Genomic DNA, 23,728 nt, shown 5'->3' on the forward strand with positions numbered 1-23,728 from the left:
ATTTTACGAGAATGCCTGCCAATCCCGATCTCGCGATCCAACCGCCCGCCAACGTTCTGCTCGAACGCACCTTCGCGCTCGCGGACGAAGCCGCCACCATGGCCTTCGGCGAGCGCTTCGCGCAGGCGATCGAAAGCGTGCGCGAAGTTGCGCAACACACGCCGGGCGCGGGCGGAGACAAGGCGTTCTACGGACTGCAGGTCCAGCTTATCGGCGACCTCGGCGCCGGCAAAACCACCCTCGTGCGCGCAACCTTGCGTGGCCTCGGCCACACCGGCCGCGTGCGCAGTCCCACTTACACACTCGTCGAACCTTACGTGCTCGAGCGGCCCACTGGGGAACTCGCGCTCTATCACTTCGATCTGTATAGATTCACCGATCCGGCCGAATGGGCCGACGCCGGCTTTCGCGAGTACTTCGACAGCGGCGCGATCTGTCTCGTCGAATGGCCGCAGCGCGCGGGGCGTCTCCTGGGCGTGCCGGATCTTGTCTTCTCGCTCGACCTCGATAACCACAACGAGAATGAAAGCGACGGCCGTGTCCTCGTCGCACGGGCATACAGCGAATCAGGAAAGGCATGTCTCGAAAGATGTTGATCAAACCGTTCCGCTCGATCGAATCGGCGGCTACCGCAACGCATAACTGGCGGCGCCGGCAGATTCTGCGCGCGGGTGCGTCCACGCTGGTGCTCGGCCTCGTCGCGCCGCGTCTCGCATGGGCGAGTTCGGTGCTCGGCGTGCGGGTCTGGCCGGCGCGCGACTATACGCGCGTCACGATCGAATCCGATCAGCCGCTGCAGAACGCGCAGCAGTTGCTGCAGGGACCGGACCGGCTGGTGGTCGATCTGAGCGGTCTCGATCTGGACCAGGCGTTGAAAGACCTCGTGTCGAAGATCACGCCGAACGATCCGCAGATCTCGTCGGTGCGCGTCGGGCAATATCAGCCGCACGTGGTGCGCATGGTGTTCGACCTGAAGGGCTCGGTGAAACCGCAGGTGTTCACGCTGCCGCCGGTCGGCGCGTACAAGTACCGGCTGGTGTTCGACCTCTATCCCGCGGTCGCGCCCGACCCGCTGATGGATCTGCTCGCGCAGACGGAACGCAAGCAGCAGACGCTCAACGAAGAGAACGCCGCACCGCCGCCCGCGACGCTGAGCGGTCCCGGCACCACGCCGCCCACCGCCGACAACAGCGAAGCGTTCTTCGAGCGTTACGCGCAGAACGGCGGCAGCGGCTCCGCACCGAGCGTGCCGCGTCCGCCGGTGCGTGTCGCGCCGACGCCCGCTCCGCCGATCCTCGGCAAGCCGGCAACGCCTGCTGTACCTGTGGCGCCGCCCACGGCCATCGCCCGCAACAAGGGCAACAGCGCCAGCACGCTGGGCGCGGACGACGCCGGCAGCGACGACACCTACGCGTTCACCACTCCCAAGTCCGGCAAGAGCAATACGGTGCGTCTGTTGACCGTCGCGATCGATCCGGGCCACGGCGGCGAAGACCCGGGTGCGATCGGCGGCTCAGGAACGTACGAGAAACACGTCGCGCTCGACATCGCGAAGAAACTGCGCGCGAAGATCGACGCGCAACCGAACATGCGCGCCATGATGACGCGCGACGCCGACTTTTTCGTGCCGCTGAACGTGCGCGTGCAGAAGGCACGGCGCGTCGGCGCGGACCTGTTCGTGTCGATCCATGCGGATGCGTTCACCACGCCCGACGCCAAGGGCTCGTCGGTGTTCGCGCTGTCGGAGCATGGCGCCACGAGCGCCGCGGCGCGCTGGATGGCGAACAAGGAGAACTCGTCGGATGAGATCGGCGGCATCAACATCAAGTCCGCCGACGCTACCGTGAACCGCGCGCTGTTCGATATGTCGACCACCGCGCAGATTCGCGACTCGATGCGTTACGGCAACTTCGTGCTGAAGGAAATCGGCGGCATCAACAAGCTGCACAAGGGCTCGGTCGAACAGGCAGGGTTCGCGGTGCTGAAAGCGCCGGACATCCCGTCGATCCTCGTGGAAACCGCCTTCATCAGCAATCCGGACGAAGAGCGCCGCCTGAACGACGACGCGTACCGCGAGAAGATGGCCGATGCGATCATGACCGGCATCAAGCGTTATTTTGCGGCGAATCCACCGCTCGCGAAGAACCGCATGACCTGATGCTCACGCACGCAAAGCAGTGATGCGATGAAAAACGGCCGCTCGAAGCGGCCGTTTTTTCGTCCTCGATCAGGCCAGCCGGCCGCTCAGCGCATGAGTGAAAACCGCTGCACGGCCCAGCCGCCGAACACGTTCACGGCCAACCCCGCCATTACCAGCAAAGCGCCCGCGATCTGCGCCGCGGACAGTTGCTCGTCGAGAAACAGCGACGCCGACGCGAGCCCGACAATCGGCACCAGCAGCGAAAACGGCGCGACCTGGCTCGCCGGATAGCGCGACAGCAGACGGCTCCACAACCCGTAGCCGATCAGCGTGGCGATAAACGCGAGATACACAATGGCGAAGATCGACGTCGCGCTGATGCCCGACAGCGCCGCGACGATCCGTTGCGGACCCTCGAGCGCGTACGACAGCGCGAAAAACGGCAGCGGCGGAATCAGGCTGCCCCACACCACCAGCGCGACGAGATCGACCCGGCCGACCTTCTTCGTGACGATGTTGCCGAGCGCCCACGAGCACGCGGCACACAAGGTGAGCGCGAAACCGGCCAGCGTCATGGCGTGGCCGCCCTGCATGCCGATCACGGCAAGGCCGCCCGCCGCGATCAGCAAACCCACCACATTCGGCAAGCGCAACCGCTCGTGCAGGAACATCGCGGCGAAAATCAGTGTGAAAAACGCCTGCGCTTGCAACACCAGCGAGGCCAGTCCAGCCGGCATGCCGACATACATGGCCGAGAACAGGAACGCGAACTGGCCGAACGAAATGGTCGCGCCGTAGGCGATCAGCCAGCGCCACGGCAAATTGGGCCGTTTGATGAAAAACACCGCAGGCACGGCAGCGAGCGCAAAGCGCAGCGCGCCGAGCAGCATGGGCGGCACACCATCCAGACCCACCTTGATCACGACAAAATTGACGCCCCACGCGACGACCACGATCATCGCGAGCAGCAAATCCCTCGGCGACATGCCGGACTCCAATTGATTGTTCGATCCGGCAGTTTAGCGGAGCCGGCAGCGTCCGGCACCGGCCCGCGCTACGGATTCCCGGAGCGCCGACTTGTCGCCGAGCCGTCGTCGTAACGCTCACCGCAGTAGAATCGTCCATTGAACAAAAATCCCCGCCCACCATTCCAACCGAGCCTGCCATGTCCTCCTCGATCAAAGCAGTCCTCAAACCGCATCTGCGCGACGTCGGCAGTCTGACCGTGCGGCGCGTGCTGCCGGCCATGGCGGCGCGCCTGATCGGCCCGTTCATCTTCTTCGATCACATGGGCCCGGCCACTCTCGAACCGGGCGTGGGCCTCGACGTGCGGCCGCATCCGCATATCGGTTTGGCCACGGTGACCTATCTGTTCGAAGGCGCGATCATGCACCGCGACAGCCTCGGCTCGATGCAAAAAATCGTCCCCGGCGACGTCAACTGGATGACGGCCGGGCGCGGCATCGTCCACTCCGAGCGCACGCCGGACGAGGACCGCGCGAGCGGCCAGACCATGCACGGCATTCAAACGTGGGTCGCGCTGCCGCTCGACGACGAAGAGATCGAGCCGTCGTTCGCGCATCACGCCGCCGACACGCTGCCGGTGGTCGAGCGCAACGGCGTCACGCTGCGGGTGATCGCGGGCACGGCGTTCGGCGCAACCTCGCCGGTCGCGACGTTTTCCGGCACGCTCTATGTGGCCGGCGAATTCGCGCCGGGCGGCGCCTTCGCGCTCGAACCGGAACACGAGGAACGCGGCGTCTATCTCGTCGACGGCGATCTGGAGATCGACGGCACGTCGCTCGAAGTCGGCCAGATGGCGGTGCTCGCGCTCGACGAAACGGTGACGCTGGCCAGCACCCACGGCGCGCGCGTCATGCTGCTCGGCGGCGAAAAGCTGGATGGCGAGCGCTTCATCGAGTGGAATTTCGTTGCCAGTTCGCGTGAGAAAATCGAAGCCGCGAAGCTGGCGTGGACTAATCAGGAAATGGGCAAGGTGCCGGGCGAAACCGAATGGATTCCGCTGCCCCAGCGCAAGTGAGCGACGCAAATTAGCCCCGCAGGTAAGCAACGCAGATAAGCAACGCGGATAAGCATCGCAAATGAGCGCAAGCGGTTCGGGCAGCATTGAATCCCCGGTGTTCGGCCCCAAATAGTCAACAGACCGTTTTATCGACGAGGACGCAATGGACACCACTCTGGCCACTTTCGAACAGGACGTCATCACGGCGTCGACACTGGCCCCCGTGCTGGTCGATTTCTGGGCGCCCTGGTGCGGCCCGTGCAAGACCCTCGGCCCGATGCTGGAAAAGCTCGAAGCCGAAGCCGCCGGCAAATGGAAGCTCGTGAAGGTGAACGTAGACGAGAACCAGGAACTGGCCGCGCACTTCCAGGTGCGCAGCATTCCGCACGTCATGGCTTTTGCCGACGGACGGCCCGTCGATCAGTTCGTCGGCGTGCTGCCGGAAGGACAGTTGCGCGAGTTTATCGAGCGGCTCGTCCCGCAAGGCGCGGACGCCGCGCGTCTCGAAGCGCAAGCCGCGCTGGCCGAAGGCCGCCGCGAAGATGCGTACGACGCGCTGCAAGCCGCCCTCGCCTACGACCCGGGTTTCGACGAAGCGCGCATGGATCGCATTGAAATGCTGCTCGAAGACAATCGTCTCGACGAAGCGCGCAACGAAGTCGATCTGCTGTCGCCGAAAACGACGCAAGGTATCGACGCGCGTTTCAACGCGATCAAGACACGCCTCGACGCCGTGGACGCCGCCGCGGATCTGCCGCCCACTGATGCGCTGGAAGCGAAGGTCGCGGCGGACCCGGACGATCTCGAAGCGCGTTTCGATCTGGCTAGCGCGTTTATCGCGCGCCGCAAATACGCGCAAGCACTCGAACATTTGCTGGCGATCGTGCAACGCGACCGCACGTTCCGCGACGATATCGGCCGTAAGACGATGCTGTCGGTGTTCGATCTGGCCGCGCATCAGCCGGAGCTGGTGTCGCAATGGCGGCGCAAGCTGAGCGCTTCGTTGTTCTGATCTGACTGGATCACTCGATATTCCAGCGCGGCGCCCCAGCCGCGCCTGAATGCGCCGCGGCACTCGTCGCGGCGCGAATCACCTCAAGCCGTCGCCTGCTTCGCCAATGCCCGCAGCACATGCGCGGCTGCGGCAAATCCGAAGCTCGCCGTCACGCACACGCTCGAACCGAATCCCGCGCAGTTCAAACCGACCGGCCCGGTATGGCCCGGCGACGTGGTGACGTGCTCGGCCTCCTCGTCGATATCGCAAACGGCGGCTTCCGGGTAGATCAACGGCTCGTCGGAATACACCGCACTCACCTTGAACTTTGCCTTCGGGCCGCGCGGAAAGCCGTGCTGTTTGCGCAGTTGTCCGCGCACTTTCGACAGTAAGGGATCCTGGATCGTCAGCGCGAGATCGTCGATGCGAATGCGCGTCGGGTCGAGTTGGCCACCTGCGCCGCCGACCGTGATCAACGGCTGCTTCTTCTCCACGCACCATGCGATCAACGCGGTCTTGGTGCGCACGCTGTCGATCGCATCGATCACGTAGTCGAAGCCGCCGCCGAGCGTCGACTCGAAGTTATCCGGCTCGACGAAGTCCTCGATCAGGCGCACGTCGCAAAATGGATTGATCGCCGCGATGCGTTCGGCCATGGCTTCGACCTTCGGTTTTCCGTAGTTGCCGTCGAGCGCGTGGATCTGCCGGTTAGTGTTGCTCTCGGCGACGTTGTCGAGATCGATCAGCGTCAGCGTGCCGACCGCGCTGCGCGCCAGCGCCTCGGCCACCCACGACCCCACGCCGCCGATACCGATTACCGCGACGTGCGCGCCTTCGAACGCGGCAAGCGCCGGCGCGCCGTACAAACGCGCGATGCCGCCGAAGCGCCGCTCACGGTCAGCGGTTTCTTTCCCGTCGAGGCTGGTAGTAAGATCGGTTTGCGCGGTGGTGCTGGACATGATGGCAGGGCTCGGTGGTGAGGCAAAAACACGAAGTGGCGACGCAAAGGCGTACGCAACCTCGTATTTTGCCTGAAGGCGTCGAAGTGCATCGCCGCAAAAAACTCGGCACCGAGAGCCACATACGCCGGCACGCATGACCGCACCGTGCGGGACCTTGATGTGGTTGCAGGCAAAAAAGCAGCGGCTTGGCTATACTGATTGAACTGTAGCGTTCGCATAAGAACATGACCTCACTCGCCGAACTTCGAAAAAACTATTCGCTGGGTTCTTTGGACGTTGCCGATATCGACCGTAACCCGTTTCGTCAATTCGATACGTGGTTTCAACAGGCGATCGACGCCAAATTGCCCGAACCGAATACCATGACGCTGGCCACGGTCGACTCGCGTGGCCGGCCGTCGGCGCGTATCGTCCTGATTAAGGGCGTCGACGAGCGGGGCTTCGTGTTCTTCACCAATTACGAAAGCCGTAAAGGCCGCGAACTGGCCGCGAATCCCTACGCCAGCCTGCTTTTCTACTGGATCGAACTCGAACGCCAGGTGCGTGTGGAAGGCCGCGTCGTCAAAACCAGCGCGGAAGAAAGCGACGCGTATTTCGCATCGCGCCCGCTCGGTTCACGCATCGGTGCATGGGCCTCGAATCAGAGTCAGCTAATTGAAAGCCGCTCGCAGCTCGAAACACGCGAACGCGAAATCAGCTTGCAATACGGCGACCAGCCACCGCGCCCACCACACTGGGGCGGTTATCGTTTGGTGCCCGAAGCAATCGAATTCTGGCAGGGCCGCCCGTCACGCCTTCACGACCGCTTGCTCTACACGCGCTCAGACGAACACAGCGACTGGCAAATCTCCCGCCTATCGCCTTGAATCGAAATACAACGCCGCAACCGCGTTGCCAACGCAGCAGCGCGCGGCGGCCGGATGGCAACTCGCGGCATGGGAGTCGCGCCGCACGGAGCTGCGATCCACACAGGCTTTGCTCTAATTCAACGGACACGGAGAGATCACATGTTCTGGGAGAAGAAGCTGGCGCAGTGGGTGGAAGAGGTAAAAACCAGGGCTAACGTTCCCGCACGCCTCGTGCTGTGGGACGGTCAGCAACATGACTTCGGGCAGTTCGCGGCGCCCCAGGTCACGCTACATGTCAAAAGCGCCACGGCGCTGCCCTATCTGCTCGAACCGAGCCTCGACAATCTCGGCGAGGCGTACGTGAAGGGCAAGATCGACATTGAAGGCAAGCTGTCGGACATCATCAATATCGGCTACCAGCTGGCGCGCAATACCGTCAACAGCGCAGGCAAGCTGGCGCGCGTGCGGCGCTACTTCAATCATTCGAAAGCCTCGGACAAGAAGGCGATCCAGTATCACTACGACGTCTCGAACGAGTTCTACAAGCTGTGGCTCGACGAGAACATGGTGTACTCGTGCGCGTACTTCGAGAACGGCGACGAAGATCTTCCTACCGCGCAGATCAAGAAGATCGACCACATCCTCACCAAGATCCAGTTGCAACCGGGGCAGCGCCTGCTCGATATCGGCTGCGGCTGGGGCGCGCTCGTTCTGCGCGCGGCGCAGAAGTTCGGCGCGCAGTGCGTGGGCGTGACGCTCTCGCAGAACCAGTTCGACCTCGCCACCGCCCGCGTGAAAGCGGCGGGTCTGGAAGACCGGATCGAGATTCGTCTGCAGGATTATCGCGACGTCGAAGGGCAATTCGATCGCATCACGAGCGTCGGCATGTTCGAGCACGTGGGCCGCAAAAATCTGCCGGGCTACTTCGAGAAAATCCGCGATCTGCTGGTCGACGACGGCATCGCCATGAATCACGGCATTACGTCGAGCGATTCGGACAGCGGCGAGACTGCGCTCGGAGGCGGCGAATTCATCGACCGCTACGTGTTTCCGGACGGCGAGCTGCCGCATATCAGCCTCGCGCTCGAATCGATGCAGCGCGGCGGGCTCGAAGCGGTTGACGTCGAAAGCCTGCGCCGTCACTATGCGCACACGCTGGACATCTGGGCGGAGAATTTCGAAGCGCATGCGGAGGAAGCCCGCAAGCTCGTCGACGACGAGAAATTCCGCATCTGGCGCGTGTACCTCGCCGGTTGCGCCTACGCTTTCGAAAACGACGACGTCTCGATCTACCAGGTGGTCTGCCGCAAAGCCGGCCGCAGCGCGAAAACCCTGCCGTGGTCGCGCCGCTTCATGTACGACAAGCCGCTGTGATACGGTTGCGCCGCGGCGCCGTGCATGAACGGGCGACGTGGCGCAAACCCTTGAACAGCAGGTCGAACACCGATGGACCCAAGCGGGACAAGCGAAGTTGAACAGCCGGTCGAGAGCGAAGCTGGCGCCGATGGCGAAGCCGTGCAGTTCGATCTGTTCGGGATGCCGGTGGACGCGGCGACGGCAATGCGCGATGGCGCGGTGAAGTTATCGCGCGGGACGAGCGGGGCCACTGGCACTGCTGCGGCCGCCGTAGCCGCTGGGGCAGATGCTGACGCCGCTCAGCAGAATCAGCAGACCGTTGAGCAGGCAACCGCGCCAGCTAACGCATCCGCGGCACCCGCCGCCGCGACGCAGCCCGAGCGCCGGCGTCAGCCGCGCGCGACAAAGGCCCCAGGCGCCGGCTCTTTGTGGCAGGAGGACGATGCCGCGGCGCCAGCCAACGCCGTCCCCGTGCCCGGAGCCATTACCGCGCCCGCCCCCGCCGACGCCCCCAAAAAACGCCGCGCTCGCGAAATCGTCGCCGCCCCGCCCTCGCCCGAACTCCTCGCGCTTGCGGCGCAACTACCGCCGCAAATCCACCTCGGCACTTCGACATGGTCGTTTCCGGGCTGGAACGGCATCGTCTATGGCGACGAGTACAGCAACAGCAAACTGTCGCGCGAAGGCCTCACGGCCTATGGCGCGCATCCGCTGCTTAAGACGGTCAGCATCGACCGGTCGTTTTATCAGGCGCTCACGGTCACCGAGTATTTGCGTTACGCGCAGCAAGTGCCCGAGCATTTCCGCTTCATCGTGAAAGCCCCGATGACGATCACCGACGCCACCGTACGCGCCGAACGCGGCGAGCCGGTCTCGATGAATCCGTGCTTTCTGAACGCGCAAATGGCGATCGACGATTTCGTCACGCCTTGTCTCGAAGGGCTGGGCGCCAAAGCCGGCGCGCTCGTGTTCCAGCTTTCGCCGCTGCCGGATCAGATGCTCGCCCAGCCGGCGGTGTTCATCGAACGGCTGGCCGAATTTCTGATGGCCTTGCCGAAGCTGCCGGACAGCGCCTGCTATGCGATCGAAATCCGTGATGGGAGTCTGCTTACGCCGCGCTTCATCCGTACGCTCAAAACGGCGGGCGTGCGCTATTGCGTCGGGATTCACGCGCGCATGCCCGATCCGTTGCGCCAGGCCGCGGCGCTTGCGTTACTGGACGGTGAACCGGCCGGGCCGTTGATCGTGCGCTGGAGCCTGCACGGCGGCTTCAAATACGAACAGGCAAAGGCCAAGTACGAACCGTTCAACCAGTTGGTCGATGAGGACCCGGCGACCCGCGCGTCACTCGCCGAACTGGCCGCGCGCTATGCGCTGGCCGGCCAGCCGGTGGTGATCGCTATCAACAATAAAGCGGAAGGCTCGGCGCCACTGAGTTGTGTGGAACTGGCGCGGGCGATCATCGACGCGTATGCACGGCTCGCTCATGAGCATGAGCATGAGCACGAGCACGAGCACGAGCACGACGATCACGCACCTGCGCCGTCTGAAGAGGACGAGCAGCCACCCGGCTCCGACGCCTGAGCCACGCGCAAGCCGCCGCCCATGCCGTTAGCTCGCCCTGACCCGGTGAGCAAACTTCTGACGAAACTTCGCCACCTTCGGCGCCACCACGAACAGGCAGTAGCCCTGATTCGGGTGCCGCGCAAAATAGTTCTGGTGATAAGCCTCGGCGGGCCAGTAATTGCCGTCGAGCGGTAGCACTTGCGTGACGATCTGGCCGTCGTAAATACGTTGTTCACCGATCTCGCGAATTGCCTGCAGCGCCGTTTCCCGCTGCGTGTCGGAATGCGTGAACACCACCGAGCGGTATTGCGTGCCGACGTCGTTGCCCTGCCGGTTCAACTGCGTCGGATCGTGGATCGCGAAGAAGATATCGAGAATCTCGCGATAGTTGATATTCGTCGGATCGAAATCGATTTTCACGACCTCGGCATGGCCGGTTTCGCCGTCGCACACCTGCTCGTAGGTCGGACGTTGGGTCTGGCCGCCCGCGTAGCCCGACTCCACCGCGTTCACGCCGTCGACGCCCAGGTACACCGCTTCGAGGCACCAGAAACACCCGCCACCCAGGGTGGCGACTTCGCCTGTCTGACTCATGCTGCTCGCTCCTTCAAACACATAGTCGGCCGATGCCGGTCCACGGTTCGCCGCAACGCTCATGCCACCATCCGAGCCTTCCAGCTTAGCGGCTTTTTCATTCACCGGCTGGGGTCGCGGCCGATCCGCCGCGATTGCAGTTAAAATTGGGGCAAATCGACGATTTTCACTATGACTTTCGAATCATTTGTTTCCAGCGGCACGCGAGATGGGTTCAGCCCGGCGCTCCCCCGGTTTGCGCCAGGGACTGGCCCCCGATGAAGCACGCCAGCCCGCCCAACTTCGACCAGAACGCCTTCAAACAGGCGCTCAGCCAATTTGCCACCGGCGTCACCGTTATTACAACGCGCGCGGCGTCCGGCCAGTTGATCGGCATCACGGCCAGCTCATTTAATTCGGTTTCGCTCAATCCGCCGCTCGTGCTGTGGAGTTTGGCCACGCGTTCGGCGTCGATGCCGGTGTTTCGCGCCAACAGTCACTACGTGGTCAATGTGCTGGCTTCGTCACAGCTCGATTTGTGCAAGCGCTTTGCCACCGTGAAAGGCGATCGCTTCGAAGGCGTGTCGCACGCGGAAGGCGACACCGGCATGCCGGTGCTCGACGGCGCGCTCGCCTGGTTCGAATGCCATAACCGCAGCCGCTACGAAGAAGGCGACCACGTGATTTTTGTCGGCGAAGTGGAGCGTTGCGGCGTGCACGAGAATGCCGCGAAGATGTCACCGCTGGTGTTTCAGAACGGCTTGTTTCACCGACTCGACGCGCTTTGAACGCGCCGCCGTGCCCACTCAGCGATCGTTATGCGCGGCGCTATGCCCACCGGTTTTCTTCACCAGCGAAACCGGCACGCCCGAATCTTCCTTGAGCGTCTGCAGCACGATATTCGAACGAATATCCATCACGCCCGGCGCCTTGTAGAGACGCTGCAGCACGAAATCCGAATAATGTTTGAGATTGTGCGCGAGGACTCGCAGCAGATAGTGCGTCTCGCCGGTCACGACGAACGCGCCGACCACTTCCGGCCAGTCGCGCACCGCTTCCGCGAAGCGTTCGTGCCAGTTCTCCTGGTCGTTGCGCATGGACACCTGCACGAACGCTTCCAGTTCGAAACCTAGCACTTCTCGATTCAGACACGCGCGGTAGTGTTCGATGACGCCCTGCTCTTCGAGCAGGCGCAGGCGCCGTAGACAGGCTGATGGCGAGAGCGAAATGCGCTCCGCGAGGTCGAGATTGCTGATCCGTCCTTCTTGCTGAAGCACCGTCAAGATACGGCAATCGGTGGCGTCGAGCGAGATCGCGTTCATATTCGGTCTCCCTTTCCCGTTTGAATCAAATTATGTTCCAAGACACGGCGCAGAAGGAGATTTTTTCGCAATCACATTTCGCGGCAAGCCACCTATCATTCCCGGATAGACACAAACCGCCGATGCGACTATGCCAACACTTTGGGACATCACCCCCGCCGTCGATACGGCCACGCCCGTCTGGCCTGGCGACACGCCGGTGGGCATCGAGCGCGTGTGGCGCATGGAGGCGGGCTCGCCCGTCAACGTCGCGCGGCTGACGCTGTCGCCGCACACCGGCGCGCACACCGATGCCCCGCTGCACTATGACGCCGAAGGTGCCGCCATCGGCGAAGTACCGCTCGACGCGTACCTCGGCCGATGCCGCGTGATTCATTGCATCGGCGCATCGCCTGTTGTGACGCCACAACACCTGACCGGCTCGCTCGACGACCTGCCGCCGCGAGTCTTACTGCGCACTTACAGAAACGCGCCGACCGCCGCGTGGGACAGCGCGTTCTGCGCTGTTGCGCCGGAGACCATCGACCTGCTGGCGGCGCGCGGCGTGAAGCTGATCGGCATCGACACGCCGTCGCTCGACCCGCAGGAATCGAAGACGATGGACGCGCACCACCGGATCCGCACGCATCGTATGGCGATTCTCGAAGGCATCGTGCTCGACGACGTCGCGCCCGGCGACTACGAACTGATCGCGCTGCCGCTCAAGCTGACCACACTCGACGCAAGCCCGGTGCGCGCGATCCTGCGCGCGCTGCCGGAATCGCAATGAACATCTCCATCTGACTGACGGAATCACCATGAACCACCGTGACGAAGCACTGGCGCTCGACAGCGCCGATCCTCTCGCGACGTTGCGCGACCAGTTCGCGCTGTCGTCGACCACCATCTATCTCGACGGCAATTCGCTGGGCGTGCCGCCCGCGGCCGCCGCGCAGCGTGCACAGACCGTGATCGGCGCCGAATGGGGCGAAGGCCTGATTCGTAGCTGGAACACCGCGGGCTGGTTCGATCTGCCGCGCCGCCTCGGCAACAAGCTCGCACCGCTGATCGGCGCGGCGGAAAACGAAGTGGTCGTCACCGATACGATTTCGATCAATCTGTTCAAGCTGCTGTCGGCGGCCGTGCGGGTCGCGAATGCGCGGGACCCGAAGCGTCGCGTGATCGTTTCCGAGCGTTCGAATTTCCCGACGGACCTGTACATCGCGCAAGGTTTGATCGAGCAGCTCGACCGCGGGTATGAACTGCGCCTCGTCGACGATCCGTCCGAACTCCCCGCCGCGCTCGGCGACGACACAGCCATCGCGATGATCACGCACGTGAACTACCGCACCGGCTACATGCACGACATGGCTGCGCTCACCAAGCTGATCCACGACAAAGGCGCGCTCGCGCTGTGGGATCTGGCGCATTCGGCGGGCGCGGTGCCGGTCGATCTGAACGGCGTCGGCGCGGACTATGCGGTGGGCTGCACGTATAAGTATCTGAATGGCGGGCCGGGTTCGCCTGCGTTCGTTTGGGTACCTAAGCGTCATCAAAACGAATTCGCGCAGCCGCTGTCGGGCTGGTGGGGACATCGCGCGCCGTTCAAGATGGATCCGGCGTATCAGCCAGACGACGGCATCGGCCGCTTTTTGTGCGGCACGCAGCCGATGGTGTCGATGTCGCTCGTCGAGTGCGGGCTTGATGTGTTTTTGCAAACCGACATGCAGGCGGTGCGCAAGAAGTCGCTGGCGTTGACTGATCTGTTCATCGAACTGGTCGAAGCGCGTTGCAGTGAATTTCCGTTGACGCTCGTCACCCCGCGTGAGCATGCGCGGCGTGGGTCGCATGCGAGCTTCGAGCATCCGCATGGGTATGAGGTGATGCAGGCGCTGATTGCGCGCGGGGTGATCGGTGATTATCGTGAGCCGCATGTGTTGCGGTTCGGTTTTACGCCGCTGTATACGCGTTTTGTCGATGTATGGGATGCGGTGGAAACGTTGCGCGAGGTGCTCGTGAAGGAAACCTGGCGGGCACCTGAATTCGCCGCACGCGGCGCAGTGACCTGAGGAGCGCGCGATGACCGATCACATGCAAACACCGGGGCTGCCGGAAGAAAAGCCTGCGCAGGGATGTCCGTTCGGGCATGGGGCTGTTGCGTCTAATGTGGCTACCCCGGCCGCCGATTCGGGCGATGGCTGGCATGATGCGCAGCTCGATTTTTCTGAGTCGATGAGTTATGGCGATTATCTGTCGCTAGGGACGGTGTTGGATGCGCAGCATCCGTTGTCGCCGGATCACAACGAGATGCTGTTCATTATTCAGCATCAGACTAGCGAGTTGTGGATGAAGCTCGCGTTGTACGAGTTGCGAGCGGCGCTGCAGGCCGTGCATCGGGATGAATTGCCACCGGCTTTCAAGATGCTCGCGCGCGTGTCGCGGATTATGGAGCAGCTTGTGCAGGCCTGGAGTGTTCTTGCGACTATGACGCCGTCTGAGTACACGGCTATGCGGCCTTATTTGGGAAGTTCTTCCGGGTTTCAGTCTTATCAGTATCGGCAGATTGAGTTTTTGCTAGGCAATAAGAATGAGCAGATGCTGAAGCCGCATGCGCATCGGGCTGATGTGTTGGCTGAGGTTAAGGCTTCGTTGGAAGCGCCCTCCTTCTATGATGAAGTTGTTCGGTTACTCGCTCGGCGCGGGTTTGCGATTTCGGCCTCCAGGTTGGAGAGGGATTGGACTCAGCCTACTGTGCATGATGCTTCTGTTGAAGCGGCCTGGTTGGAGGTTTATCGGAATCCTTCCCAGCATTGGGAGCTCTATGAGATGGCTGAGGAGCTTGTTGATCTTGAGGATGCTTTTCGGCAGTGGAGGTTTAGGCATGTGACTACTGTTGAGAGGATTATCGGGTTTAAGCAAGGGACTGGGGGCACTAGTGGGGCCACTTACTTGCGGAAGATGTTGGATGTGGTTTTGTTTCCGGAGCTTTGGCATGTTCGGACTATGTTGTAGTTCGGGGTTTTTCCTGGCGGACTCTATTGTCTGGGATCCTGACGTTTTGGCCTTTTCTTGATTTGTTTGTGGTCTATTAGCGTTGCCCCTGTGCGGGGCGGCACCTACTTCTCTTTGCCGCCGCAAAGAGAAGTAGGCAAGAGAAAGCGGCTCACACCGCTAATTCTTAAGCGGGCACCTCGCGCAGTCGCGGTAGTGGTGCATCTGGAATCTGTGTTCTCGCACACTCCGCGTGAGTGACAAAGCACTCATTTCTTCCCGCCTCGCGCTCCGCGCTCGCCGGAACGGTCCGCTTGAAAGCATCGGTTGCGTTTGTGCGCGGTGGGGGCCGTCGGCTTCGCCTCGGCGGGATGCCGTTAATGGCTTCCGGTTTTGCGGGCACCTTCGCGTCAGAAGGCCATGGTATTCAAAATCCACGCACTGGCGAGTCTCTCGTGCAGCGACGCGAGATCGGTCCAGTGCCGGAGCCTCTAGAAAAACGACCGCCATTGTGACGTTGCCGAGGCAAAGCCGACGGCCCACGACGCCCCAACACAACCACCGGTTTCAGGCAGACCGTTCCGGCGAGCGCGCAGCGCGAGGCGGGAAGAATGAGTGCTTTGTCACAGGCGCCGAATGCGCGAGAGCACAAATTCCAGATGCACCACTACCGCGGCTGCGCGGGGGGACCCGTTTAAGAATTAGCGGTTTGAGCCGCTTTCTCTTGCTTACTTCTCTTTGCGGCCGGCAAAGAGAAGTAAGTGCCGCCCCGCACAGGGGCAACGCTAATAGACCACAAACAAATCAAGAAAAGGCCAAAAACTTAGGATCACAGACAGACAAACACCCCACCACAAGCGCAAAGAACCGCTCACCTAGCCGTATACCCCCCATCGACAGCCAAACAAACCCCACTAATCATAGAAGCCCCCTCACTCAACAAAAACAAAATCGGCACCGCAACCTCAGCAGACTCAGCAAACCGCCGCAACGGAATAGCCTTAAGCGCAGGATCCCGCTTAACCGGATCACTCCAGGCCAGCACCGCCATAGGCGTCAACGTAACCGTAGGATTCACGCTATTAACCCGAATCCCGAACGGCCCCAACTCAACACACAGAGCCCGTGTAACAGCATCAAGCGCAGCCTTGGAAGCCGAATAACTCAAATGATCATCCAACGCGACAAGCGCAGCCTGGCTGGAAACATTAACAATACTGCCACCGCGTTGGGCATCGATCATCCCCCGCGCCACATGTTTGGCCACCAGCACAGCGCCCCGCGCGTTCACCGCCATCACCCGATCAAAACTAGCACCCGTCGTATCCACTGCACGTTCAAGCAACGCAATTCCCGCGCAATTCACGAGCCCATCGAACACATCGAGCGAACCCAACGCGTCATCGATAGCCGCTTCATCGCTCACATCAAGCACTAAAGGCTCGCAACCCGTCTCCTCCGCTAACCGCGCAAGCTCATTCACATTACGCGCGGCAGCCACCACATTCGCGCCCGACGCACACAACGCCTCAACCGTCGCACGTCCAATCCCACTCGAAGCACCCGTCACAAGAATCGAGCGACCAGAAAAATCAAAAGTAGCATTCATGATGTCTGCAACCGATGCATGACCGGCTTCAACGCCGGATACAAATCCGTATAAACGCCGAACCGTTGCTCATACAACGCCATCCGTTGTGCGTTCGGCTCCGCGCGTTCAACCAGCGTGACCCAGCCACTCTGCGCCTCTTCACGCGACACCAGTCCAACACCGACGCCCGCCAGCAAAGCAGCCCCCATCGCCGCCTCCACGTCCTGCTCGATGGTATAAACCGGATACCCGGTGACGTCCGCGATAATCTGCATCCACAAATCCGAATGCGCGGCGCCGCCCACCACGATCAGTTTGTCGTCCAGCGACTGCGCGCCTTTGCGTCCCGCTTCGATGTTGTGCTTCAACGCGAACGTGACGCCCTCCAGCACCGCGCGATACAAGTGCGCCCGCGTATGAAACAGGCTCAGCCCGACGAACGCACCGCTCGCCTTGGCATCCCACACCGGACTGCGCTCGCCCATCAGATACGGCAGGAACATCACGCCATCCGAGCCGGCCGGCACCTTCTCGGCCGACTCTTCCAGCAAGCGATGCGGATCGCCATGCGGCGTCGCGCGCGCGGCCGCGATCTCCGCATGACAGAACTGCTCGCGATACCAGGTCACCGACGCGCCCGCCGTAATCGCCCCGCCGAACACATAAATATCGCGCTGCCCGTTGAACACATGCGGCATGCTGATCAACCCATGCCGCGCGTCGACGCTCTGGTTGATATAGCCCCAGCACATGCTCGTGCCGATCATCGCGACGTGTTGCCCGGCGCGCGTGACGCCGGCCGCAAACGTCGCCACTGCGGCGTCCACGCCACCCGCGACGATCGCCGTGCCCGCGTCGAGGCCAAGCTGCTCGACCCACTGCGACAGCAAGCCGCCTACCACATCCGACGATTCGACCAACCGCTCCGGCATCATCGTCGCGGGAATGCCGAGCATGTCGAGCGCTTCGTCGGACCAGTCGCGTTTGCCAATGTCGTAGATGCCGCCGATATTGCCCGCCGAACTATGATCGACCGCAACCTCGCCAGTCAGCATGTAGATCACGTACGCATTCGGCGGCAGGAAATAACGCGTATGCGACCACACGTCCGGTTCGTGATCGCGCAGCCACAGCATTTTCGTGTAGCCGTAATAGCTATCCACGCCGTTACCGGTGATCGTATAGAGCCGTTCGAGATCGACGTTGTTGCGCACCCATTCGACCTGCTCGGTGGCGCGCCGATCCATCCAGATCAAACAGGGATAGAGCGGCCGCATCTCGCTATCCACCGGAATGCCGGAGCCGCCGTACAGGCTGCTCACGCACACAGCTTTAATCGACTTCGCCGCGACGCCCGCCTCCTTGGCCTTGGCAACGCATGCAGCGATACACTCCACCACCGCCTTCAACCAGACCGCGGGCCATTGTTCGGCCCACAGCGGCTTGGGCGTATCCGGCTGATAGCTCGACGCATGCTGCGCGACGATCGCGCCGTGCTGATCGACCAGCAGCGCCTTGGTGCTCTGCGTGCCGATATCGACGCCGATGACGTAATCCATACTGTCTCCGTTTAGATGCCGCTCGTACTCCGACCGCGTTCGACGCTCAGGCGCGCGGTTTCAGCAACACCTTGATCGAATCGAGCGAGTTGGCGATCTTGATCGCCTCGTCCCATTCTTCCAGCGAAAAGCCGTGCGTGACAATGCCTTTCGATGTAACCAGCCCGCGCGCCAGCAGATCGATCGCGATCGGATAGCAATACGGCCCGAGATGCGCGCCGCGCACGTCGAGTTCCTTACGATCGCCGATCACCGACCAATCCAGCGTCGTATCCGCGCCGAACACCGAAAACTCAACGAACCGCCCGAGCTTGCGAATCAGGTCCATGCCCTGATTCACGCCGATCGGCGCACCTGTGGTTTCAATATACACATCGCAGCCGTAACCGTCCGTGAGCGAATGGATGATTGCCAGCGCGTCGTCCTGTTTCGGGTTGATCGTCACGTCGGCGCCGTACTCGCGGGCAAGTGCGAGGCGCTCTTCGACGAGATCGATCACCACCAGTTTCTTCGGCGTTTTCAGATGCGCGATTTGCGTCATCATCAAACCGAGCGGACCGGCGCCGGCGATCACCACGACGTCGTCGAGTTGCACTTCGCCACGGTTGACCGTGTGAATCGCGCAGGCGAGCGGCTCGATGATCGCGGCGTCTTCCAGCGAAATGCCGTCGGGAATCTTGTGGACAATCGCCGTCGGCGGAATACGCATGTATTCGGCCATGCCTCCATCGGCGACTTCGCGCTGGAAGCCGAAGATGTTGTGTACCTCGCACATCCAGTACTGACCGGATTTGCAATAGCGGCATTTGCCGCACGGCACGATCTGTTCGGCAATCACGCGGTCGCCCATCTTCACGCCGAAGTGATCGGCCGCGCCTTCGCCGATTTCTTCCACGAAACCGAAGAACTCGTGGCCCGGAATCACCGGCGCTTTCACCCACGGGCTCGGGCCGCCCCAGAACATCTTCGCGCCCGAATGACATTTGCAGTCGCTCGCGCAAATCCCACACGCGGCAATGCGGATCACCAGTTCGTGCGCGCCCGCGCGAGGCTTCGACACCTGTTCGACGCGATAGTCTTTCGGTGCATGACAGACGATGGCTGTCATGTTCTGCTGGTCGTGGTCTGTGGATTGAGTCGTCATTGCATGGTCCTGCTTAAAAGTGGAAGTCGTTGAAGAGTTACTTTCTGCGGTCGCGGCTGATGTAAATCGCGAGCAAAATGATTCCGCCCTTGATCACGTTCTGCACATACGGATTCACGCCGACCATGTTCAGCCCGTTGTTCAGCACACCGAGCAGCAGCGCGCCGATCAACGTGCCGATGATCGAGCCGCGGCCGCCGGAGATCGACGTGCCGCCCATCACCACGGCGGCGATGGCGTCCAGTTCGAAGCCGACGCCGGCGTTCGGCTGCCCGCTCATCAAACGCGCGGTCAACACAATGGCGGCGAAGGCGGACGTCAAACCGGCAATCGTGTAGACGATCAGCTTGACGCGCGCCACGCGCACGCCGGACAGACGCGTGGCCTGTTCGTTGCCGCCAATCGCATAAACGTAGCGGCCGAACGGCATGCGCTCCAGCAGCACCCACGCGATCACATAGATCACCGCCATGATCACGACGGGCGCCTGCACGCCGAGAATCTTGCCGCTGCCGAAAAAGCTCACCCAGTCCGGCAAGCCGTCGATCGGATAGCCGCCCGTGTAGATCAGCGCGAGGCCGCGTGCGATGCCCATCGTCGCGAGCGTGACGATGATCGGCGGCATGCCGGCAAACGCCACGAAGAAACAGTTAGCCGCGCCGAAGCCGAGGCCGACCGCGACACCGATCGCGAGCGCAGCGATCGCGTTCATGCCGGCCACCATCAAACCCGCGGCGAGCGTGCCCGCCAGCGCCATGACGGAGCCAACGGAGAGATCGATACCGCCGGTCAAAATCACGCACGTCATCCCGACGGCGATGATCGCGTTGATCGACACCTGGCGCAGCACGTTCTCGATGTTCGCCCCGGACAGAAAACTGTCGCTCGCGAACACCATCACGATGCAGACCACCAGCAAGCCGATGAACGGATAGAACAGCGTGGAGCGTTTCAATGCGGCCCACGTGAAACGCACCGGTGCTCCCGGCGTATCGCTGCTGACAGTGGAGGTCTTGGGTGAAGAAGGATTAGGCGTGTTCATGTGTTGCTCCACGAGAGCCGGCAGTTGCATAGGTCATCACGGCGTTCGAGTCGATCGCGTCGCCTTCGAGCATCGCTTCGATGCGGCCCTGCCGGAACACGGCGACGCGGTCGCACATGCCGACGATCTCCGGCAGTTCGGACGAGATCATGATGATCGAGTAGCCGCGCGCGGTGAGTTCGCGCATCAGCAGATAGATTTCGGCTTTGGCGCCCACGTCGATGCCGCGCGTCGGTTCGTCGAAGATCAGGATGTTGGTGTGGTGATTCAGCCAGCGCGCGATCACTACTTTCTGCTGATTGCCGCCAGAGAGTGTCGCGACTTCCGTATGCATGGTCGGTGCTTTGACGCCCACGCGTTTCATGATGTCCGCGGTCGCGCGCGCTTCACTGCGCTGGTCGATGAAGAAACGCAACGAGCGATACTTGCCGAGGTTGTTGATCGAGATGTTCTGCTTGATCGAGAAATCGGTGATCAGGCCTTCGGTCTTGCGGCTCTCGGGCAGAATGCCGACGCCGGCGCGCAACGCGTCAGCGGGATCGGATAACTTCGCCACCGCGCCGTTGATGCGAATCTCCTTCACGTAAGCGGGATCCGCGCCGATCACGGCGAGCGCGGTTTCCGTGCGCCCCGAGCCGACCAGTCCCGCGAAGCCGAGAATTTCTCCTTCACGCAGCGTGAAGCTCAGCACGGGGCTGTCCTTGAGCAATTGCAGTTTGTCGACATGGAGCACGATCTTCGCGTCGGCACGCAGCGGCGGCTTCGGCGGAAAGCTGTTTTCTATGCGGCGCCCCACCATCATTTCCACCAGATGCCCCACATTGGATTGCGCAACCTCGGTCATGCCGACGTACTGGCCATCGCGCAGAACGGTAATGCGGTCGCACACCTCGAAAATCTCTTCGAGGTGGTGCGAGATGAAAATCATCGCGACGCCCTGCTGCTTCAGCTCGCGCATGATCGCGAACAGATGCTCGGCTTCGGCGGGCGTGAGCGTGGCGGTGGGTTCGTCCAGAATCAGAATGCGCGCCTCCAGCGAGAGCGCCTTGCCGATTTCGACGAACTGCTGCTGCGCGACCGAGAGTTCGCGAATCGGCACCGACAGATCGATCGTCACGCCGAGGCGCTGAAAAATCGCCGCCGCCGCGCGCCGCATCTTGCCGCGTTCGAGCAGGCCCAAGCCGTTCTTCAATTCGCGGCCGAGAAACATGTTCTCCACCGCGTTCAGATACGGAATAAGGCTGAACTCCTGAAACACGATGCCGACGCCGGCAGCCACCGCATCGTGATAGTTGGCGAAATGACGCGCCTCGCCTTCAATCGTGATCGTGCCTTCGTCCGGCTGATAGATGCCGCACAGGATTTTCATCAGCGTCGATTTGCCGGCGCCGTTTTCGCCAAGCAACGCGTGAATCTCGCCGCGCGCGATTTCCAGATGAATGCTTTGCAGCGCCTTCACCCCTGGAAAACTTTTGGTGATGTTGTCGAGCTTGAGTATCGTGTCCATCGGGTCCTCCTCTTCTGTCCGTTGCCGTGCTTTTTGCTCAACCCGACAACGGACATTCGGCTTACCAACTGAAACCCTTGGCATTGCTCTTGTCGATCATCTTCACGTCGACAGGAATGGTCTTCGGCACATTGGCGCCCCACTTCTTGGCGAGCGCAATGCCGAGTGCAATGCGCACCTGGTCAGCCGGGAATTGCGCGGACGTTTCGACGAACTTCGAATTCGGCTTCTGGATCGCGGCAATCGCTTCCGGCGCGCCGTCGACGCTGGTCAGCTTGATGTCCTTGCCCGACGATTCGATTGCCGAGAGCGCGCCCATCGAGCCGCCGTCGTTCACGCTGAACACGCCCTTCAAATTCGGGTGCGCCTGAATCATGTTCTCGGTGACGGACAACGCAGTCGCACGTTCCTGCTTACCGTTCTGCGTATCCACGAGCTTCACGCCTGGCGCTTTCGCGAGCGCCGCCTTGCAGCCGCGCACGCGTTCAAGAATCGGCACGACCGGAATGCCGTCGAGAATCGCCACTTCGCCGCTGCCGCCGATCGACTTCGCCAGATACTCGCAAGCCATCTCGCCCGCGTCGTAGTTCTTCGAACCGACGAACGAATCGACCGGACCGTTGGCGTTCGCATCGACGGCGACCACCACCACGCCCGCTTTCTTCGCCGAGGTCACCGCGGACTGGATGCCGGTCGAATCGGTCGGATTCACGAGCAGGATGTCGATCTTCTTCTGCAGCATGTCTTCCACGTCGCTGACCTGCTTGCTGACATCGTGGTGCGCGTCGGTCACGACAACCGTCGCGCCGGTGGAAGCAGCCGCATCGTTAAGCGCTTTTTGCATCGTCACGAAGTACGGGTTGTTCAGCTCCTGAAACGTCATGCCGATTTTCAACGGCGCGGCTTGCGCAGCCGGCGCGGCGATGAACGACAAGCCGAAGGCGAGCGTCGCCAGTGCCGCCGTGCTGTGTGCGAAGGTCTTCAACGAGGTTGGCTTCGAAAGGGATTGCGTCATGGTTGTCTCCATTATTGAAAGTGAGCACGTCCCTCACGCTGTCGTGGGACAGCGCGATACGTGTTGAAACGCAGGTGAAATAAAACGCTTCGGCGGAAAGCCTGGGCTTGGGACTACGTCGGTGGATAAGCGGCGGCGCTGCGCGGCAGACCCGGCGCGAGCACGATGGCGGGGGCGTCGTCGATACCCACGCCGCGGGCGGCGGCTTCTTCCGAGGCGTCGCGACTCGCGTCGTTCAATTGCTGATAGTGGCGGAATTTCGAAGGCGCCATGCCCTTCACCGCGAGAAACTGCCGGTTGAAATTCGACAGGTTGTTAAAGCCCGCCTTGAAACAGATATCCGTCACGCTAAGGTCGTCGTCGGTGAGCAACTGGCACGCGAGATTGATCCGCATGCGGTTCACGTACTGTACGAACGGCAGCCCGGTATGACGGCGGAAATAACGCGAAAACGCGCTGACGCTCTGGCCCGCGAGCTGCGCAAGGTCCGATTCGCGCAATTCGTTCGCGAGGTTTTTGCCGATATACGAGAGCACGTGATTGATGCGCGTCGACGCGAAACTGGTTGGATCGGCCTGATAAGCCGGACTCGCGAGCGTCTCGCGATCCTCGGCGTTCATCAGGATTTCGAGCATCGACATGAACAGAACCAGCCGGCGCAGGCCGCGCGCCGCCAGCAATTCGAGGAACAGCGGCTGGATCGCCGCGCTCGTTTTCGCGCCGAACGAGATGCCGCGGCGCGAATCGGCAAGCAGCGCTTCGACCTGACGCCACTCCGGAAAACTGTCCATGCAGCCCGACACGAACTCCTGCCCGAATTGCACGACCAGATTGCGCTGCGCGATGGTCTCGCCCTCCGGCACATCGCTCACCCAGTTGTGCGGCAGGTTCGGCCCCATCAACACGAGGTTGCCGGGCGTGTAGCTGCTGATGTGATCGCCGACGAACATCTTGCCGGTCGTCGCGACGATCAGATGAATTTCGTATTCCGGATGAAAGTGCCAGCGCACCGTACGGTACGGATAGCCGTGCGACCATACTTTGAACGATTCGTCACGACGTACGGCCACGAGTTCGAGATCGGGTTGCACTGTCTGTCTCCATGAAGCGGCCGCC

22 protein-coding genes are annotated in these 23,728 nt (G+C 61.9%); 11 read left to right on the plus strand and 11 right to left on the minus strand.

From position 1 onward, the window contains the following. Positions 1-11 precede the first annotated feature (11 nt). Entirely contained in the window at positions 12-596 is a 585-nt protein-coding gene (tsaE, locus tag B0G75_RS34080) for a tRNA (adenosine(37)-N6)-threonylcarbamoyltransferase complex ATPase subunit type 1 TsaE (RefSeq protein ID WP_106314220.1), read from the plus strand. Beyond that, on the plus strand, positions 578-2,158 hold the full coding sequence (locus tag B0G75_RS34085) for an N-acetylmuramoyl-L-alanine amidase (RefSeq protein ID WP_106314221.1): 1,581 nt from the start codon (positions 578-580) through the stop codon (positions 2,156-2,158). The genes tsaE and B0G75_RS34085 overlap by 19 nt, the downstream gene beginning before the upstream one ends. Before the next feature lie 86 nt (positions 2,159-2,244). On the opposite strand, the gene B0G75_RS34090 is transcribed toward B0G75_RS34085, so the two are convergent. Further along, positions 2,245-3,126 (minus strand): EamA family transporter, encoded by an 882-nt coding sequence (locus B0G75_RS34090; RefSeq protein ID WP_106314222.1) that lies wholly within the window; start codon positions 3,124-3,126, stop codon positions 2,245-2,247. Positions 3,127-3,305: 179 nt separating this feature from the next. Here B0G75_RS34090 and B0G75_RS34095 point away from each other — a divergent pair, with 179 nt between their 5' ends. Both B0G75_RS34095 and trxA read left to right on the plus strand, forming a co-directional pair. Continuing rightward, positions 3,306-4,181, plus strand: a complete 876-nt coding sequence (locus B0G75_RS34095; RefSeq protein ID WP_106314223.1) for a pirin family protein — start codon at positions 3,306-3,308, stop codon at positions 4,179-4,181. 145 nt (positions 4,182-4,326) lie between these two features. After that, a complete protein-coding gene (gene trxA, locus B0G75_RS34100; protein WP_106314224.1) occupies positions 4,327-5,175 on the plus strand; it encodes a thioredoxin in 849 nt (282 codons plus the stop codon). A gap of 83 nt (positions 5,176-5,258) precedes the next feature. Here trxA and tcdA read toward each other — a convergent pair whose 3' ends face one another. After that, positions 5,259-6,116, minus strand: coding sequence for a tRNA cyclic N6-threonylcarbamoyladenosine(37) synthase TcdA (tcdA, locus tag B0G75_RS34105; protein ID WP_106314225.1), 858 nt, complete (start codon positions 6,114-6,116; stop codon positions 5,259-5,261). A gap of 227 nt (positions 6,117-6,343) precedes the next feature. Here tcdA and pdxH point away from each other — a divergent pair, with 227 nt between their 5' ends. From pdxH to B0G75_RS34120, 3 genes are all read left to right on the plus strand, one after another. Next, on the plus strand, positions 6,344-6,985 hold the full coding sequence (gene pdxH, locus B0G75_RS34110; RefSeq protein WP_106314226.1) for a pyridoxamine 5'-phosphate oxidase: 642 nt from the start codon (positions 6,344-6,346) through the stop codon (positions 6,983-6,985). 141 nt (positions 6,986-7,126) lie between these two features. Next, positions 7,127-8,341 carry a cyclopropane-fatty-acyl-phospholipid synthase family protein gene (locus B0G75_RS34115; RefSeq protein WP_106314227.1) on the plus strand — a complete coding sequence of 405 codons (1,215 nt, stop codon included), beginning with the start codon at positions 7,127-7,129 and terminating at the stop codon, positions 8,339-8,341. A 72-nt stretch (positions 8,342-8,413) separates the two neighbouring features. Further along, entirely contained in the window at positions 8,414-9,907 is a 1,494-nt protein-coding gene (locus B0G75_RS34120; RefSeq protein WP_106314228.1) for a DUF72 domain-containing protein, read from the plus strand. Positions 9,908-9,934: 27 nt separating this feature from the next. On the opposite strand, the gene msrA is transcribed toward B0G75_RS34120, so the two are convergent. After that, positions 9,935-10,483, minus strand: coding sequence for a peptide-methionine (S)-S-oxide reductase MsrA (gene msrA, locus B0G75_RS34125; RefSeq protein WP_106314257.1), 549 nt, complete (start codon positions 10,481-10,483; stop codon positions 9,935-9,937). A 257-nt stretch (positions 10,484-10,740) separates the two neighbouring features. On the opposite strand from msrA, the gene B0G75_RS34130 reads away from it, so the two are divergent. Then, entirely contained in the window at positions 10,741-11,250 is a 510-nt protein-coding gene (locus tag B0G75_RS34130; RefSeq protein ID WP_106314229.1) for a flavin reductase family protein, read from the plus strand. A gap of 18 nt (positions 11,251-11,268) precedes the next feature. Here B0G75_RS34130 and B0G75_RS34135 read toward each other — a convergent pair whose 3' ends face one another. After that, positions 11,269-11,784, minus strand: coding sequence for an Lrp/AsnC family transcriptional regulator (locus tag B0G75_RS34135; RefSeq protein ID WP_012434188.1), 516 nt, complete (start codon positions 11,782-11,784; stop codon positions 11,269-11,271). A 130-nt stretch (positions 11,785-11,914) separates the two neighbouring features. Between B0G75_RS34135 and kynB the strand changes: the two genes are divergently transcribed. From kynB to kynA, 3 genes are read left to right on the plus strand one after another with little or no spacing between them, the layout of a single operon-like run. After that, on the plus strand, positions 11,915-12,553 hold the full coding sequence (gene kynB, locus B0G75_RS34140; protein WP_106314230.1) for an arylformamidase: 639 nt from the start codon (positions 11,915-11,917) through the stop codon (positions 12,551-12,553). Positions 12,554-12,581: 28 nt separating this feature from the next. Further along, complete coding sequence (gene kynU, locus B0G75_RS34145; RefSeq protein ID WP_106314231.1) at positions 12,582-13,832, plus strand: kynureninase; 1,251 nt, start codon at positions 12,582-12,584, stop codon at positions 13,830-13,832. Between the two features lie 10 nt (positions 13,833-13,842). Then, complete coding sequence (gene kynA / locus B0G75_RS34150) at positions 13,843-14,775, plus strand: tryptophan 2,3-dioxygenase (RefSeq protein ID WP_106314232.1); 933 nt, start codon at positions 13,843-13,845, stop codon at positions 14,773-14,775. A gap of 850 nt (positions 14,776-15,625) precedes the next feature. Here kynA and B0G75_RS34155 read toward each other — a convergent pair. The 7 genes from B0G75_RS34155 to B0G75_RS34185 all read right to left on the minus strand — a co-directional run bounded on the left by B0G75_RS34155 (position 15,626) and on the right by B0G75_RS34185 (position 23,703). Further along, entirely contained in the window at positions 15,626-16,363 is a 738-nt protein-coding gene (locus tag B0G75_RS34155) for an SDR family oxidoreductase (protein ID WP_106314233.1), read from the minus strand. Continuing rightward, positions 16,360-17,904, minus strand: a complete 1,545-nt coding sequence (locus tag B0G75_RS34160) for an FGGY-family carbohydrate kinase (protein ID WP_106314234.1) — start codon at positions 17,902-17,904, stop codon at positions 16,360-16,362. The genes B0G75_RS34155 and B0G75_RS34160 overlap by 4 nt, the downstream gene beginning before the upstream one ends. A 46-nt stretch (positions 17,905-17,950) precedes the next feature. After that, positions 17,951-19,048, minus strand: coding sequence for an erythritol/L-threitol dehydrogenase (locus B0G75_RS34165; RefSeq protein ID WP_012434194.1), 1,098 nt, complete (start codon positions 19,046-19,048; stop codon positions 17,951-17,953). A gap of 37 nt (positions 19,049-19,085) precedes the next feature. Further along, entirely contained in the window at positions 19,086-20,090 is a 1,005-nt protein-coding gene (locus tag B0G75_RS34170; RefSeq protein WP_106314235.1) for an ABC transporter permease, read from the minus strand. After that, a complete protein-coding gene (locus B0G75_RS34175; RefSeq protein WP_106314236.1) occupies positions 20,077-21,597 on the minus strand; it encodes a sugar ABC transporter ATP-binding protein in 1,521 nt (506 codons plus the stop codon). Before B0G75_RS34175 ends, B0G75_RS34170 begins: the two co-directional genes overlap by 14 nt. A 61-nt stretch (positions 21,598-21,658) precedes the next feature. Beyond that, positions 21,659-22,612 carry an ABC transporter substrate-binding protein gene (locus B0G75_RS34180; RefSeq protein WP_106314237.1) on the minus strand — a complete coding sequence of 318 codons (954 nt, stop codon included), beginning with the start codon at positions 22,610-22,612 and terminating at the stop codon, positions 21,659-21,661. 113 nt (positions 22,613-22,725) lie between these two features. Further along, entirely contained in the window at positions 22,726-23,703 is a 978-nt protein-coding gene (locus B0G75_RS34185; RefSeq protein WP_106314238.1) for an AraC family transcriptional regulator, read from the minus strand. Positions 23,704-23,728 lie beyond the last annotated feature (25 nt).

This window comes from Paraburkholderia sp. BL18I3N2, from assembly GCF_003001875.1.
GTDB lineage: Bacteria > Pseudomonadota > Gammaproteobacteria > Burkholderiales > Burkholderiaceae > Paraburkholderia > Paraburkholderia phytofirmans.